At 69.5% G+C, this 15,095-nt stretch carries 11 protein-coding genes and 1 pseudogene; 8 read left to right on the top strand and 4 right to left on the bottom strand.

All coding sequences use genetic code 11. The features are described from left to right. Window positions 1-97 precede the first annotated feature (97 nt). The gene (locus QQM39_RS38965) at window positions 98-964 is read left to right on the top strand and encodes an alpha/beta fold hydrolase (protein ID WP_302002322.1); all 867 of its coding nucleotides are present in this window, start codon (window positions 98-100) and stop codon (window positions 962-964) included. Window positions 965-1,325: 361 nt separating this feature from the next. Here the strand turns inward: QQM39_RS38965 and QQM39_RS38960 are convergent, their stop codons facing one another. Further along, window positions 1,326-2,564 carry an IS256 family transposase gene (locus QQM39_RS38960; protein WP_302002321.1) on the bottom strand — a complete coding sequence of 413 codons (1,239 nt, stop codon included), beginning with the start codon at window positions 2,562-2,564 and terminating at the stop codon, window positions 1,326-1,328. Between the two features lie 52 nt (window positions 2,565-2,616). After that, window positions 2,617-3,171 (bottom strand): hypothetical protein, encoded by a 555-nt coding sequence (locus QQM39_RS38955; RefSeq protein ID WP_302002320.1) that lies wholly within the window; start codon window positions 3,169-3,171, stop codon window positions 2,617-2,619. A gap of 93 nt (window positions 3,172-3,264) precedes the next feature. Here QQM39_RS38955 and QQM39_RS46345 point away from each other — a divergent pair, with 93 nt between their 5' ends. The 3 genes and pseudogenes from QQM39_RS46345 (at window position 3,265) to QQM39_RS38945 (ending at window position 4,401) form a co-directional block, all read left to right on the top strand. Further along, window positions 3,265-3,564 (top strand): transposase family protein, encoded by a 300-nt coding sequence (locus tag QQM39_RS46345; RefSeq protein ID WP_367669581.1) that lies wholly within the window; start codon window positions 3,265-3,267, stop codon window positions 3,562-3,564. After that, a pseudogene (locus tag QQM39_RS46340) lies at window positions 3,534-4,026 on the top strand (transposase family protein). Before QQM39_RS46345 ends, QQM39_RS46340 begins: the two are co-directional and overlap by 31 nt. A 69-nt stretch (window positions 4,027-4,095) precedes the next feature. Next, the gene (locus QQM39_RS38945) at window positions 4,096-4,401 is read left to right on the top strand and encodes a hypothetical protein (RefSeq protein ID WP_302002319.1); all 306 of its coding nucleotides are present in this window, start codon (window positions 4,096-4,098) and stop codon (window positions 4,399-4,401) included. 326 nt (window positions 4,402-4,727) lie between these two features. Here QQM39_RS38945 and QQM39_RS38940 read toward each other — a convergent pair whose 3' ends face one another. Together QQM39_RS38940 and QQM39_RS38935 are read right to left on the bottom strand one after the other, a co-directional pair. Continuing rightward, on the bottom strand, window positions 4,728-5,498 hold the full coding sequence (locus QQM39_RS38940; protein ID WP_302002318.1) for a hypothetical protein: 771 nt from the start codon (window positions 5,496-5,498) through the stop codon (window positions 4,728-4,730). A 26-nt stretch (window positions 5,499-5,524) separates the two neighbouring features. Then, window positions 5,525-6,748 carry an ISAs1 family transposase gene (locus QQM39_RS38935; protein ID WP_302002317.1) on the bottom strand — a complete coding sequence of 408 codons (1,224 nt, stop codon included), beginning with the start codon at window positions 6,746-6,748 and terminating at the stop codon, window positions 5,525-5,527. Window positions 6,749-7,528: 780 nt separating this feature from the next. Here QQM39_RS38935 and QQM39_RS38930 point away from each other — a divergent pair. The 4 genes from QQM39_RS38930 (at window position 7,529) to eccB (ending at window position 15,094) form a co-directional block, all read left to right on the top strand. Next, window positions 7,529-8,203 carry a response regulator transcription factor gene (locus tag QQM39_RS38930; RefSeq protein ID WP_302002316.1) on the top strand — a complete coding sequence of 225 codons (675 nt, stop codon included), beginning with the start codon at window positions 7,529-7,531 and terminating at the stop codon, window positions 8,201-8,203. A gap of 46 nt (window positions 8,204-8,249) precedes the next feature. Then, window positions 8,250-12,227 carry a type VII secretion protein EccCa gene (gene eccCa / locus QQM39_RS38925; protein WP_302002315.1) on the top strand — a complete coding sequence of 1,326 codons (3,978 nt, stop codon included), beginning with the start codon at window positions 8,250-8,252 and terminating at the stop codon, window positions 12,225-12,227. 115 nt (window positions 12,228-12,342) lie between these two features. After that, entirely contained in the window at window positions 12,343-13,749 is a 1,407-nt protein-coding gene (gene eccD, locus QQM39_RS38920) for a type VII secretion integral membrane protein EccD (RefSeq protein ID WP_302002314.1), read from the top strand. A 10-nt stretch (window positions 13,750-13,759) separates the two neighbouring features. Continuing rightward, window positions 13,760-15,094 (top strand): type VII secretion protein EccB, encoded by a 1,335-nt coding sequence (eccB, locus tag QQM39_RS38915; protein ID WP_302002313.1) that lies wholly within the window; start codon window positions 13,760-13,762, stop codon window positions 15,092-15,094. The last annotated feature ends 1 nt before the right edge of the window (window position 15,095 follow it).

Raw genomic sequence — 15,095 nt, 5'->3', positions numbered from 1 at the left:
AAGTGTGCGCGGGAGATGCCGGACAGGGCAGGATGGGAACAGGCCGCACGGGCCCAGTCTCACGTCACGGCCCGAGGCGAGGCGCGATACTCGACCAGTGAAATCGATCTACCGCAGTACGACGGGCAAGGATCTCATCCGACGCTGGTGCCTCGACCAGCTCGCCGCGTGGCCGGTGCCACACGAACGGAAGACGGTGACCGCTAAGGGCGCACAGACTCACGTGGTCCTCGCCGGCTCTGGCGCGAAGACGGTCGTGTTCGTCCCGGGCACCAACTTCAACGCCGCCGCGTCCCTGCCGCTGGCCACGGCCCTGGTCGCCACCGGCTACCGGGTCCTGCTGGTGGACGTCCCTGGCCAGCCCGGTCTCAGTTCTGGCCAACGTGGGCTCTCCGGCGGCCGGTTGTCATGGTATGGGGCGTGGCTGAGCGAGGTGATCGAGAAGATCTCGTCCGAGCCGGTAGCGGTGATGGGCCACTCCTTCGGTGCCGCCATTGCCCTGTCCAGCGACACTCCCCGGATCGACCGGCTCGTCCTGGTTTCCCCTGGCGGACTGACCAGACTGAGGCTGACCCCCACCGTGCTGGCCGCCTCGGCCGCCTGGTTCCTTCGGCCCGCACCGACGCACAGCGCCCGGCTCCTGCGCACCATGCTCGCGCCTGGCCGTCCACCCCGCACGGAATTGGTGAACTGGATGACACTGGTCGCCCGGCACTCGCGCTCCAGCGGGGCGCCCGGCGCTGCCACCCTGCCAGCGCAGTTAATTCCCCGCCTGGTCGTCACCGGGGAGCACGACGTCTTCCTCCCTCCACGGCGGCTCGGCCCGGCAGCACGCGCCACACTCAGCGCCGAACTCGGTGTGGTCTCCGAGGCCGGACACCTCGTGGTCGAAGAGCGCCCCGAACGCCTATCCACCTTGCTGGAGATTCCGGGCCAGCCCACCGCCGATGCCCCCTTGGAGTAGCCGACATCCGAGTGCCGTGTCCGCCGACCATCCAGGACCCGGGCCCACACGCAGCATGGCACTCCTATCGCTCCCCAAGTCGTTAGGACATCCACCGCCTTGCGCACCTCGGACATACCGCCTTGGCGCTTCTCCGCCTGCGGCAGCAGATGAAACCGCAAGCTGCGTGTCTTGGCGCTGCACGCGCTCCCACAGCGTCAGCGGCGACAAGGACACGCTGGAGCGAGCCCTCGCCAGTAATGCGAAGCAACCCCACTCCGGCCCGCCGATAGACGCCGTCCCACCTACCGCTGCGTCGCCCCACCGGTCACGTCCGCTGGAGTGGTGTATTGACGGCCACTCGGTGATCTCGTTTTTGAGGTTATGCGGTGAGTTCGGTCGGGAGGACGGTGTCCTCGGTTTCTGACTCGATCGGGTGGAGGCGGGCCTTGGCGAGCAGGTCGAGTCCCATGTAGCGGCGGGCTTCGGTCCACTCGTCGTTCTGCTCGGCCAGTACCGCGCCCACGAGTCGGATGAGGGCGGTGCGGTCGGGGAAGATGCCGACCACGTCGGTGCGGCGGCGGATCTCCTTGTTCAGTCGCTCCTGCGGGTTGTTCGACCAGATCTGCCGCCAGATCTCGCGGGGGAACGCAGTGAACGCCAGCAGTTCGCGCTGGGCGGAGTCCAAGTGGGCGGCCGCCTTGGGGAACTTGGCCTCCAGCGCGTCCAGCAAATGTCGCATCTGGGCCTGGACGGCGTCTGCATCGGGCTGTTCGAAGACCGTCCGCAGCAGCGTGGCCACCCACGGCTGGGCGGACTTCGGCACCTGGCAGAGCAGGTTGCGGGCGTAGTGCGTGCGGCATCGCTGCCAGGAGGCGCCGGGAAGGACCGCGCCGATCGCGTTCACCAGCCCGGTGTGGGCGTCGGAGACGACCAGCTGGACGCCGGACAGGCCACGGGCGGTCAGGGAGCGCAGGAAGGCGAGCCAGCCGGCGCCGTCCTCGGCGGTGGCGACATCGATGCCGAGGATCTCGCGGTGTCCGTCGGCGTTGACGCCGACCGCGATCGACGCGTGAACGTTGATGATCCGGCCGCCCTCGCGGACGTTCTGGGTCAGCGCGTCGACCCAGACGAACGCATACGGCCCGGCGTCCAGGGGCCGGTTACGGAAGGCGGCCACCTGTTCGTCGAGGTGCTTGGCCATCGCGCTGACCTGGGACTTCGACAGCTGGGTGACGCCGAGGGACTCGGCGAGTTTCTCGACGCGGCGGGTGGAGACGCCGAGCAGGTAGGCGGTGGCGACCACCGAGAGGAGGGCCTGTTCGGCCCGGCAGCGGTGTTCGAGGAGCCAGTGCGGGAAGTAACTGCCCTGGCGCAGCTTGGGAACGGCGAGTTCGACAGTGCCGGCGCGGGTGTCCCACTCGCGTGGGCGGTAGCCGTTACGGTGGTTGACGCGTTCGTCGCTGACCTGCCCGTACTCGGCGTTGCAGAGTGCGTCGGCCTGTGCGGACATGAGTGCGTCGGCGAACGTCTTGACCATCGCGCGCAGCAGATCGGGACTCGCCGCGGCGAGGTTGTCCTCGGCGAGGGCGTGCAGGGGCAGACTGTCAGGTGCGGTCATCGTGCTGATCTCCTTCGAGGCTTCGACACTTCGAAGATCAGCCGGTGGCCGTTCATCTAGGCGGGCCCCATCCCGATGCCGGAGCAAACCCCCGGATCAGGTCGCACCCGTACACCACTTCCCTGGACGTAACCCGACTGTCAAGCATTCGGAAGGTGACCTCGAGGAAGCTCTGGGCCTGCGCGGCGCTCGACGCGTCAGCCAACCGAGCGAAGGCACCGAAGGCGGCCTGGCGCGGATCGCGGGTGCCAAAAGGAACGGGGTGTTCGTCCCCAATCTCCGTCAAAGCCGCGTCGGCCCAGGTGCGAGCATCGCCGTCCGGGAGTAGGTCAGCGGCGACTTGCACGGCGATGAACGTGCCGTGCCGTCTCCATCGTGGTTGGTCGGGCAGATCCTCAGGAACCTGGAGGGAGAACGGTTCCTCGGGTAGGCGACCGCTGAGCGACTCGAGAGCCTTGTCAACGCCAGCGGTAATGAAATGGCTGACGGCAGCAGCAAGCTCCCCGTTGTCGAGATGACCTCGACCGAGGATTTCGTGGGCCTCGTGCTCCTCAAGCCACGCAGCCGAGACCGTCGCCTGCCGGAGGTACTGAGCCTTTTCCAACATGGCTGGGAGTCGCTGGGGTTGGCGTGGCAGAAGGACGAAGCTCCTGGTAGATGGGTTGTCAACCAAGATCAACCTCGCTGTCAGGGGCTTCGCGTGCTTGTCTACCCATCAGGACTGGACCTGTCCACTTCCGCACTGCGGCTGCTGCGGCGGGAGCTGACCGCTCGGCGGCGACGGATCGGCACCCGCTGGCGTCGACTCACTTGCGGCCGACAGGCGTTGATGACCCTGGCCCATCTGCGCTGCGGTCATACCTTCGCCCAACTCGCGGCCGGGTTCGGCGTCGGCCTGGCCACCGCCCACCGCTACGTCACCGAGGCCGTGGACGTCCTGGCCGTCCTCGCCCCACCCTCCAGCAGGCCATGGCGGTTGCCGCACGCAAGGCGTTCGTGATCCTGGACGGAACCCTGCTGCCCATCGACCGCATCGCGGCCGACCGCCCCTTCTACTCCGGCAGGCACCGCAAACACGGCATGAACGTACAAGTTCTCACCGACCCGTTCGGGAAGCTCATCTGGGCTTCGCCGGCCCTGGCGGGCGCGGTCCACGGCATCAAGGCAGCCCGCTCCCAGCCTGCTCGACGCCCTCAACACCGGTGGCATCCGGTGCTGGGCCGACAAGGCGTACCAGGGCTTCGGCCCCGCCGTCCGCGTCCCCTTCCGCGGCCGCTGGCACAAGCTCTCCACCGGGGAGAGGGCCGTCAACCGCGCCCACGCGAAGATCCGCGCACTCGGCGAACAGGCCATGGCCACCCTCAAGTCCTGGCGCCTGCTGCGGAAGCTCCGCTGCAGCACCACCCGCATCACCGACCTCGTCAAGGCCGTCCTCACCCTGGAGCTGACCGCCTCAGCCTGAGGAGGAAGCCTCACTGGCTCCTATACTCCTGGCGTGTTTGATACACCAACCCTCCTCCACGTTTCGTCCGTGCTCAATCGCCGGTCGATCGCCCAGCACGGCCTGGATTGGACCCGGATGAGCGCCGCACGGGGGATCGCCGGCAGCCGCCGCCCTGAGGTGGAGGGGATCTTCGTCTGTCGAGGCGAGGAGGAAGCAGAGTTCTTCTTTCAGATCAACAACACCGGTGGGCCGGTTGATCTCTGGTCCGTGGACGGCGTCGATGAGGGGTTGCTCCTCGACAACGGCAACGGATTCGTGTACCTGCCCGGCTGCATACCAGCCGCGCGAGTCCGCCTCGTGCGATCAGACGTTCCTCCGCAGCTTGGTTTTTGACTTCGCGCGGCGATACGGCTGGGGGCAGGCCCACGCGGAATCTGGATGCGAGCTCGGCGAAGGCGTGGTTGCAGCGCAGGTAGGCCAGGGTCGTAAGCGCCTGACGGCTGCAGGTCAGCCGGCGCCGGGTGCCGATCTGTCGTCGCCGAGCGGTCAGCTCCCGCCGCAGCAGCCGCAGTGCGGAAGTGGACAGATGTAGCCCCGATGGGTGGGCAATGACTCGGGGCTCGGCGGAAAAGGTTGCTGTTAGTCGACAACCCATCTACCTGGGGCTTCGTCGTCCATTCACCGCAACCCCTCGATCTCATAGCTAGGTTGGAAGGGGCTCACTGGGTGAGGGCCTGCAAGGTCTCAGCTGGACGGGCCTGGTTCGCCACCCGTCCCAAGGCCCGCTCACGGGCGGAGAATGACTGCGGCAGAACACTGCCAGAGCGAACAGCCCGTAGGACAGTCGCGGTGGGATACGCCTGACCGATCTTGTCACCCTGCAGGCCGTAGCGGATGCGGACAAGGTTGTGTGCCTCGATCCACGCCGCAGCATCCTGATGATTGCTGCACTGAACAGCGCGCTCAATGGCGCCGCCGTACCGGCCGAGGGCCTTCTGCGCCTGCCCGTGACTGGCCAAGAAACGGCCATGGCGGGCCAGCAGTAGCGCGGTGATCGGCCGGGGGAAGTCGGCTCGGGCGGATTGGGCAAGGGTGGTCCACGCGGTTCCAGTGAGGTCCAGATCAGCCAGACATGCCCGCAGCCGCGCCTGCAACAGCGCATCGCTCTGAGTCGCAGTGGCGGCAAGGCTGGACAAAGCCTCCTCTCGCGGCCGCAACAGGTCCATTCGGCCGGTTGCAGTGGCGCGCTCCGCAAACCAGGTAGCGGCCAGCACACAATGCGGGTCACTGGCACGGAGAGCGTCAATCGTGGCGCACACTTCATCAAGAGTGACCTGGTGAAAGTGCTCGTAGGCCGCGAGATCGCCGAGGGCGTTCGCCGCGCGGATCAGTTCGTGAGGCGCCACGATCTGATCAGTGGCCAGCCGTTGACTAACCGACACCGCACGCCACACCTCACCTGAAGGCAAAGCCGCGGCCAACACGGCCACGCCGGCAGTGTGCTCCCCGGGCGGCTTCAAGTTCCCGGTAGAATCGGGCTGTCGGTGATGCCCCAGATCCAGATGGCGTGTTCGGGTGCGTCCCGGATCGCTCTGGTGGTCTTGGCGATGTTGTCCGCTCCCAGCAGCCGCAGTCTGCCGATGGCCAGGTTCCGCAGAGCGGCCATCGCCCGCGGCGCGCTGCCGGTGTGGACGGTGGAGGCGTCCTCGGCGAACACCACATCTCTGACATGGTGGCTGGAATTTTCGATTCCCCAGTGCCCTCGCCCGTATCCGCCCAGGTCGGCAGGGGTGGCCTGGTGGGTGTCGAGGCTGGTGACGGCGTAGACCGTCTCCCGGGTCTGCCGCTTGCCGTTCTCCTGGCGGCGCCGGTGGATGCGCAAGGCCAGCCGGGCTCGCGGGAAGGCGAACCCGCCCAGGTTCGCCGCGATGGCCATGGTCTTGACCGATCGGGACTCCCGCCGGCCGTGCCCGGTGCCGGAGACGGTGTGCGCCACGGGCACCTGGTCCCACGGCAGGGCCTTGAGCTGGGCCGACGCGGTCGGCTGGTTTCCCTTGATCACCGCGATGTAGTGGGCCTTCTTCTCCTGTACCAGCCAGCGCACCTGGTCCTTGACGCTGTGCAGGGCGTCGAAGGTGACCACGGTGCCGGTCAGATCGAGTGGTTCCAGCAGCGGACGGAATGCGGTCGTCTCGTTGGTCTTGGCCCCCACCTCGCGCTGGGCCAGGGTCACGGTGGGGGCGTGGGTGACGGCGGACAGCAGGTGTCGGTGGCGCTGCTGCCGGTGCGCGGAGCCTGACAATGCCTTGCCGTCCACCGCGATCGCCGGCCGCGGCGCCAAGCCGGTGGCGTCGACGCCGGTGTGGTTGTGTCCGGCCAGGTAGGCGCCGATCGCGGCGTCCAGGGCATCGCCGTCGAGAGCGGCCAGGAGCCGGGTGAAGGTGGCATGGAACGGGGCGCGCCGGCGTCCGGGCAGATGGCGGCGGATGCCGAGGTGTTCCAGCACCGTGGTGGTGGCGCGCTGTCCCCACTCGGTGATCTCGGTGATGGTCCGGGCGCCGGAGACGACTGCGCAGGCGCAGATCAACAGCAGGCCGACCAGGGGATACCACCGTCCGCGACGCGAACGCGGGTCGGGTACGCGCTGAAGGTGGGCGCGCAGGCGGCCGGTGTCGTGCTGGTGAAGGGGTTCCAGTTTCGCCAGGGCGGCAGGGACCAGGGAGGATGGAGCAGCAGGCACGGGACCTCAAAGTGATCAGCTGGCGTAGACACCCTGATGATCACCGGTCTCGTGCCTGTGCTGTTGCTGCGTCAACTCCCGCTGGACGCGGATGATCTACGCAATCCCGGAACTTGCAACCGCCCTGCGCCAGGACCGCCCGGATTGTGAAATGCGTCACGCACAAGAATGCAGATTTCCGGCCGGCAAACATGCCAAGCCAGGTCGATCCAATTCGAGCAGCGGGAGGGGGAGCGGCCGCAGACCATGGCGACGCAGGGGAATTCTGTCAAGGGTCGACGGGAAATTGATATCGTTCAGTAGTTCGCAGAAACTCGCGGGGGCACCGTGGAAAACGGTGAACATTTGATCAACTCCGCAGCCCTGGGGGAGTATTACCTTCGCCACACATGCAGACCCCACGCTCTGCACAATCCGTGGAACGGCTAGCTCTGAGCCCAACCGGAGGCGGAGGCACCTTGCCGACCTGCCGAATTGCCGAATCTTTGCTTGACCAGCGCACCGCGGTGCTTTAGAAACAAAGCAACTTTTGCGGATGCGCCGACGCGCGCATTGCGCTCCGCACCTCAGGGGACCCGCCGCGGCCTCCGACACACCCATTCAGCTTGAGAGGTGCACGTCAATTCAGGATTGTCCGGTGGCCGAACCGGCCGTCGGAAGGGCAAGGACCCGCGAGCGCGTGGGATGAGCACCTCTCAGTATTGGAGTGTCTGTGGCCAGATCTCTCGCGGTGCGCGCCGTCTCTGATGCGCGCCACCCGGTCGACGCAGGCTGGTCGGCATGGCCGCCCGCACGGTAGACGCGCCGGTCGTCGGCGAACGGGGCGCGGTGATCAGCGTGGCCGTGCACGCCGGTGACCCGGTCAGCGGCGAGGGTGCCGTCGCCTGTCTGCGCTCCGTCCCGGGGATCACGCTGCTCCCGCCCGACCGCAGGTGCGAAGCCGACGTCCTGCTGATCACGGCCCACCAGACCACCGAGGACATGGTCCGCTGGATGGAACGCGCCGCCACCGAGTCGACCAACCCCGACATGCGCATCGTGCTCGTCGCCGAGACCATCTCCGAACACCACCTGATGCGCGCGGTCACCAGCGGGCTGGTGGCCTTTCTGCCGCGCGAGGAGGCCAACCGGGACCGTGTGGTGAAGACCATCCGGGACAGCGGGCGAGACCGCGCCCTCGTCCCCGAGCAGATGGTCGGATGGCTGCTCGAACAGGTCCGGACGATCCAGCGCACGGTGCTGGTGCCCAACGGCCTGACCGTCGGCGGTCTGCAGGAGCGGGAGGTCGAGGTGCTGAGGCTGCTCGCCGACGGCCTGGACACCGTGGAGATAGCGCAGCAGCTCAACTACTCGGAGCGGACCATCAAGAACATCGTCAGCGGCATGCTGACCCGGCTGAACCTGCGCAACCGCTCGCACGCGGTCGCCTACGCGATGCGCTGCGGAGCGCTATGAACCTCTGGGAGCGCTTCCACGCGATGTCCATGGAAGAAGGACGGGGATGACGAACACGGTGCCGGTGAAGCGCGGCTCGCGCGCGACCCCACCCGAGATGCCCGAGGGCGAGATCGAGCTGGCCGAGCCACCGGTGCTCGGTGAGCCGGCAAGCGTGGAGTTCGGGTCGGCGCTGGCCTTCCTCCCCATGGGTCTGGGCTCGGCCGCGATGGCGGTGGGGCTCTCCATGGGCAACGGCTCGCCCACCACGTACATGATGTCCGGGATGATGGGCGTCTCCATGATCGCGATGAGCCTGACCCAGCTCGGGCAGGCGGGCCGCGAACGCAAACGCCGTATGCGGGCCGAGCGCCGGGACTACCTGCGCTACCTCGCCCAACTGCGCAAGCAGGCCAGGGACGCCGCGGGCGAGCAGCGGGCCGCCGTCTCCTGGGATCATCCCGAACCCGAGGACCTGTGGTCGCTGGCCATGAGCCCCCGGCTGTGGGAGCGCCGCGCCAGCCACGACGACTTCGCCCGGGTCCGGGCCGGGCTCGGCTCACGGCGGGCCGCGCTGCACTTCATCCCCCCGGAGACCAAGCCCGTCGAGGACCTCGAACCCCTCTCGGCGATCTCGCTGCGCAGGTTCATCAAGGCCCACCAGACGGTCGAGGGCATGGCCGTCCCCGTCTCGCTCCGCAACTTCAGCAGCGTCGAGTTCGCCGGGGACGGCACCCACGCGTACGCCCTGGTCCGGTCGATGCTCTGCCAGCTGGCCGTCTTCCACTCGCCGGACGAGCTGCGTATCGCCGTACTCGCCGACGAGCGGGGCCGGCCGGACTGGGACTGGGTGAAGTGGCTGCCGCACAACGCCCATCCGCGCGAGCACGACGCGGCCGGTGCGCTGCGGCTCGTCGCCACCGACCACGACGCCCTGATGGATCTCCTGGGCCAGGACGTCAGCGACCGGCCCGACCACGACAAGTCGGAGGCGCCGAGCACCTCCGAGCCGTTCGTGGTGATCGTCGCCGCCGGTACGCAGATACCGACCGGCTCCCGGCTGCTCGGCGCCGGACTGCGCAACGTCGTCCTGCTCGACCTGACCGGCGCCATGACCGGCGGCTCGAAGGTGCTGCGGCTGACCACCGAGAAGGGACAGGTGACCTTCCCGTCCGGCGACTCGACGGCGTCCGCTCGGGCCGACGCCCTGAGTCTCGCCGCGGCCGAGAGCCTGGCCCGGTACCTCGCGCCGATGCGCACCAGCGGGATCGTGGACCTGGTCGACGAACCGTTCGAGAACGACTTCGACCTGACCGCCCTGCTCGGCATCCGCGATCCGCGGGGGTTCGACGTGGCTTCGCAGTGGCGGTCGCGCACCCCGCAGCACTCCCGCCTGCGGGTGCCCGTCGGGGTGACCGAGGACGGCGAGATCGTCGAGCTGGACTTCAAGGAGTCCGCCCAGAGCGGCATGGGTCCGCACGGTCTGCTGATCGGTGCCACCGGCTCCGGCAAGAGCGAACTCCTGCGCACCCTGGTCATCGGCCTGTGCGCGACCCACTCCTCCGAGATCCTCAACCTGGTCCTGGTCGACTTCAAGGGCGGCGCCACCTTCCTCAACATGGAGAAGCTGCCGCACACCTCCGCGGTGATCACCAACCTGGCCGACGAGCTGCCGCTGGTCGACCGGATGCGCGACTCGCTCCAGGGAGAGGTGATCCGCCGTCAGGAACTGCTCCGCGAGGCCGGCTACCCCTCACTCTTCGAGTACGAGAAGGCCAGGCTGGGCGGCGCCCGGCTGGCCCCGATGCCCTCGCTGCTCCTCATCGTCGACGAGTTCTCCGAACTGCTCTCCAGCAAGCCGGAGTTCATCGAGCTTTTCGTGATGATCGGACGCGTCGGGCGAAGCCTCGGCGTGCACCTGCTGCTCGCCTCGCAGCGACTCGACGAAGGCAGCATCCACAAGGTCGCCGGCCACCTCTCCTACCGGATCGCCCTGCGCACCTTCTCCTCCATGGAGTCGCGCAGCGTCATCGGCGTCACGGGCGCCTACGAGCTGCCCTCGGCGCCGGGCCACGGCTATCTGAAGATCGACACCACCAACCTCGTCCGCTTCAAGGCCGCCTACGTCTCCGGGCCCTGTCCGGAACCGCAGATCCGCGCCGTCACGGGCGACGACCCGAGCAGGCCGGCCGCCGAGATCGTCCCCTTCGGCCTGGAGCAGCGGCCGCCGCTGCCGGCCGCCCTGGCGTCCGCCGACCCGGATGAGTCACGGGATTCGGACGAGCCGTCGGACGACGAGGAGCAGTCCGAGAGCTCCGAGAGCCTGCTCGACGTGCTGATCGACCGGCTCAACGACGCCGGCCCGCCCGCCCGCCAGGTGTGGCTGCCGCCGCTGGACGAGTCGCCGAGCCTCGACCAGCTGCTGCCGGGCATCGTGCCCGACCCGCTGCGCGGGATGAGCGCGAGCGACTACCCGGCGCTCGGCGCCCTGAAGGTACCGCTCGGCATGGTGGACCGGCCGTACGAGCAGATACGCGAACTGCTGGTCGCCGACCTCTCCGGGGCCGACGGACACGTCGGTGTCGCGGGAGCACCGCAGACCGGCAAGTCCACCCTGCTCCGCAGCCTGATCCTCTCGCTCGCCCTGACGCACACCCCGGAGGAGGTCCAGTTCTACTGCCTGGACTTCGGCGGCGGCGGCATCGTCTCCGTCGCGGGGCTGCCGCACGTCGGCTCGGTGGCCACCCGTCTGGAGCGCGACCGGGTGCTGCGCACCGTCGAGGAGATGACCCAGGTACTGGAGACGCGCGAGGAGCGCTTCACCAGCCTGGGCCTGGAGTCGATGGCCGCCTACCGCGCGCTGCGCAGGAGCGGGCAGATCGACGACCCGTACGGCGACGTCTTCTTCGTGGTGGACGGGTGGGCGACCCTCCGGCAGGACTTCGAGGAGCTGGAGGACCGGGTCGCCGAACTGGCCTCCCGCGGCCTCTCCTTCGGTGTGCACGTGGTGGCCTCGGCGGTCCGCTGGTCGGAGATCCGCCCCAAGCAGCGTGACCTGATGGGCACCAAGCTGGAGCTCCGGCTCGGTGACAGCATGGAGTCGGAGGTCGGAACCCGTCAGGCCGCCGGAGTGCCCTCGCGCCCGGGGCGCGGTCTCACCAGTTCGAGCCACCACTTCCTGTCGGCGCTGCCCCGGCTCGACGGCTCGTCGGACATCGAGGACCTGACCAGCGCGACCAAGGCCGCGGCCGCGGAGATCGAGACGTTCTGGCCCGGCCGGTCGGCACCCGGCGTACGGCTGCTGCCCAGCAACCTGCCGGTGGACCAGCTGCCGCCGCCGGAGGGCGACATGCGGGCCTGTCTGGGCTGGGACGAGAAGCGCCTGCAGCCTGTCTGGCACGACTTCGCGAAGGTGCCGCACCTGATGACCTTCGGCGACGACGCCACCGGGAAGACCAACGCGCTGCGCCTGGTCGCCAGGGCGATCACCGCCCGCTACACCCCCGACGAGGCGCGCATCCTGCTCGCCGACCCCAGCCGGCAGCTCCTGCGGGACGTCCCGGAGGAGTACCGCGTCGGCTATGCCGTGGGCACCGAGGCGCTGGCGGAACTGGCGGCCAGCGCCGCGGTGTCGGTGAGCGGCCGGGTGCCCGGCCCCGACATCGCCCCGGAGCGGCTGCCGCAGCGCGACTGGTGGACGGGACCGCGGCTGTTCATGCTCATCGACGACTACGACCTGTTCGCCACCGGCAGCGCCATGGACAACCCGATGACGCCCATGGTGCCGCTGCTGGCGCAGGCGGCCAACATCGGGCTGCACATCGTGGTCGCGCGCAGCACCTCCGGAGCGATGCGCGCCATGATGGACCCGCTGCTGCGCCGGATGTGGGAACTGGGCAGTCCGGCGCTGCTCCTCTCCTACCCCAAGGAGGAGGGCAAGTTCATCGGCGAGGCCAAGCCGCGCACCCTGCCCCCGGGCCGTGCGCAGTTCGTCACCCGGCGCGGTGTCGGGCTGCTCCAGACCGGACTGGCGGCTCCGCCGTGAGCCGGCCCTCCGCCGGGCGCCGGACACCTGGCGCCCGGCGCCCGCGCGCCGCACCGACCTTCCCCAGCGCATCGAACCCGCCCCGTTTTCCCCGTCTTTGCACCGCAGGAGAACCATGAGCACCGCCGCGTCGTCCCCATCCCGTACCGGGCACGGGGGGACCACCGACGTCTGCCGACTGACTGTCAGCGCGGCCAAGGGCCGCACCGACCTCGCGGTGCCCGTCACCGCCACGGTGGCCACACTCCTGCCCCTCGTGCTGAAACCGTCCGTGAACGAGGAGGACCTCGGCGGCAGATGGGCGCTGCAGCGCCTCGGCGAGGCCCCGCTCGACCTGGACGGCACTCCGGAGACCCTCGGTCTGCGCGACGGTGACGTGCTGTATCTGCGGCCGAAGGACGACCTCCTGTCGGAGCTGCGGTTCGACGACGTGGCCGACGGGGTGTCCAACGCGCTCAACGCCCAACGGGACCGCTGGCGGCCGGAGTTGACCCGTCGGCTCTGCCTCGTCCTGGTCTGCCTGGTGCTGGCGTCCCTCGCCGCCATGGTCGTCGCCACCCGCCCCCATCTGCTGACCACGCTCACCTGCGGGCTGCTCGCCGTGGGCCTGATCGTCGGCTGCGGCCTGGTCACCAAGAACCTGGAAGACCGGGCCATGGGGACCATCACCGGCCTGGGCGCGTGCCTGTTCGCCGCGCTGGCCGGGCTGTCCGCGGTGGCCGGCCCCGCCGGGCTGTTCGCGCCCGGCCGGCTGGACGGGCTGCTCACCGCCACGTTCACCGGAGTGGCGGCCGCCGCGGTCCTGGCCACCGGCCGGGTGCCGATCGCGGTGTTCGGCACCCTGCTGATGCTGGCGGGCACGGTGGAGGTCGGTTCGTTCCTGTCGATCGTCCTCGCGTGGGACGCCACCCGGGTCGCCGCGGTGCTCGCGGCGACCCTGTTCGCGCTGTCCCCGATCGTTCCGCGCCTGGCGCTGTTCGCGGCGAGGCTGCGCGTCGTGGAACTCCCGCACAACGCCGAGGAACTGCAGCAGGGCATCGACCCGCTGCCCGAACCCCTGGTCAACCGCCGGGCCGCGGCGGCGGACGGCTATCTCAGTGTCTTCTTCCTCTCCTCCGCCGCGGTCTTCATCGTGGCCTCCGCCCTGCTGGTCCAGGCCCCGAACTGGTCGGGCTGGGTCTTCGCCGCGGTGTTCAGCCCGGCGGTGCTGCTGCGCGCACGCGCGGTGGGCAACGCCTCGCAGCGCATCGCCCTGGTGATCGCCGGCGCGCTCGGCGCGATCCTGGTGCTGCTGTCCCTCACCCTCCACGCCGGCCCGGTGGCACAGGCCGGCACCATGTTCGGGCTGTTCGCCGTCGCCGTTCTGCTGCTGACCGGTGCCTGGCGGCTGCCCGGGGCGCGGCTGCGGCCCATCTGGGGGCGCCTCGGGGAGATCTTCGAGGGCCTCACGGCGCTCGCCCTCATCCCGCTGCTGCTGCAGGTCCTCAACGTGTACGCGTACTTCCGCTCGCTGGCCGGCTGAGGGGGCTGCGGTGCAGAATCGACGCGATCACGTCCAGGCCCACCGGTTCGCCGTCGGCCGGCTCGTGTCGGCCTTGCTGGCCGGTGATCCAGGACCCGTCGAGGTCCCCATGCGGCGCGGGAACCTCGGCATGCAGTTCGGCGCGCTGGTCGCCGTCCTGCTCGCCGCGGGCTTCGGGGTCTACGGCCTGATCAGCCCCAAGGAGAGCACGGCATGGCGCAATCCGGGGTCGATCATCGTGGAGGAGGAGACCGGCAACCGGTACCTCCTCCTCGACCAGCAGCTGTACCCCATGGCCAACTACGCCTCCGCGCTGCTGGTCGCCGGAGCCCGTGCCAAGACGGTCTCCGTCGCACGCGACACCCTGGCGGAGGTCCGGCGCGGCCCGCAGCTCGGCATCGTCGGCGCACCCGATGAAGTGCCTCCCGCCACCGACCTGCTCTCCGGAGACCGCGCGGTCTGCCTGCCGCCGGGCAGCGCGAAGACGCTGGTGGACCTCGACCCCGCGGGTCGTTCCACCCCCGTCCCCCGCAACCAGCGGGTCCTGCTCTCCGGGCCGGACCGCACCACGTACCTCGTGTGGAACAGCCGGGCGTACAAGCTGTCCCACGCCGAACTGGTCGCGCTCGGCATGGTGACCCAGCGGACCGTCCGGGTCTCCTCGACCTGGCTGGCCCAGCTGCCGTCCGGCGGGAAGCTGACCGCCCCGCGCATCCCGGAGGCGGGCTCCGCGGGCTCCTCGGTGGCCGGCGAGTCCGCGAAGGTGGGGCAGCTGTTCGAAACGACAGCCGCCGGCGCCCGCGAGATGTACGTGCTGCTGACCGACGGCCTGGCCCCGATCAACCGCACCGAGTTCGCCCTGCTCAGCGCCGTACCCGGCGCCTCTACGCCGAGGCAGGTCACCACGGCCGACATCGCGGCGGCCCCCGTCTCGCAGGACCGCTCCCTGCTGACGGCGGTGCCGGACCTCCTCTCCGGGCCGGCATTCAGCCCTGGCGGCTCGGCGCTGTGCGTGCTGCAGAAGGCCGGCAGCTCCAAGGGCGGCACGGTCGTGACCGAGCCCATCGCCGCCGGGCCGCGACCTTCCGGTCTGTTCGTGCCGCCGGCCAAGGGCCTGATCGTCGCGGCGGAGTCCGCGCAGGCGCCCGACGCCACATCGCGGATCTACCTGATCACCGACAGCGGCAGGAAGTACCCGTTCGCCAACACCGACGCGCTCGCGGCACTCGGCTACGGCCAGGCCAAGGTGCGGACGCTGCCCCGCCAACTGCTCGATCTGGCACCCACCGGTCCGACGCTGGACACCACCACAGCCAAGACCGCCGTCTCGGCGCGTGCCGGTTAGG

It is taken from the genome of Streptomyces sp. DT2A-34, from assembly GCF_030499515.1.
Lineage (GTDB): Bacteria > Actinomycetota > Actinomycetes > Streptomycetales > Streptomycetaceae > Streptomyces.
Note: the sequence above shows the minus strand (reverse complement) of the source record. Positions and strands in the feature narration are given on the sequence as shown.

Bases quoted from the DNA above. Each gene is read 5' to 3' on its own strand.
- QQM39_RS38960 (WP_302002321.1), bottom strand. From the start codon at position 2,564: ATGACCGCACCTGACAGTCTGCCCCTGCACGCCCTCGCCGAGGACAAC.
- QQM39_RS38955 (WP_302002320.1), bottom strand. From the start codon at position 3,171: ATGTTGGAAAAGGCTCAGTACCTCCGGCAGGCGACGGTCTCGGCTGCG.
- QQM39_RS38930 (WP_302002316.1), top strand. From the start codon at position 7,529: ATGGCCGCCCGCACGGTAGACGCGCCGGTCGTCGGCGAACGGGGCGCG.
- eccCa (WP_302002315.1), top strand. From the start codon at position 8,250: ATGACGAACACGGTGCCGGTGAAGCGCGGCTCGCGCGCGACCCCACCC.
- eccD (WP_302002314.1), top strand. From the start codon at position 12,343: ATGAGCACCGCCGCGTCGTCCCCATCCCGTACCGGGCACGGGGGGACC.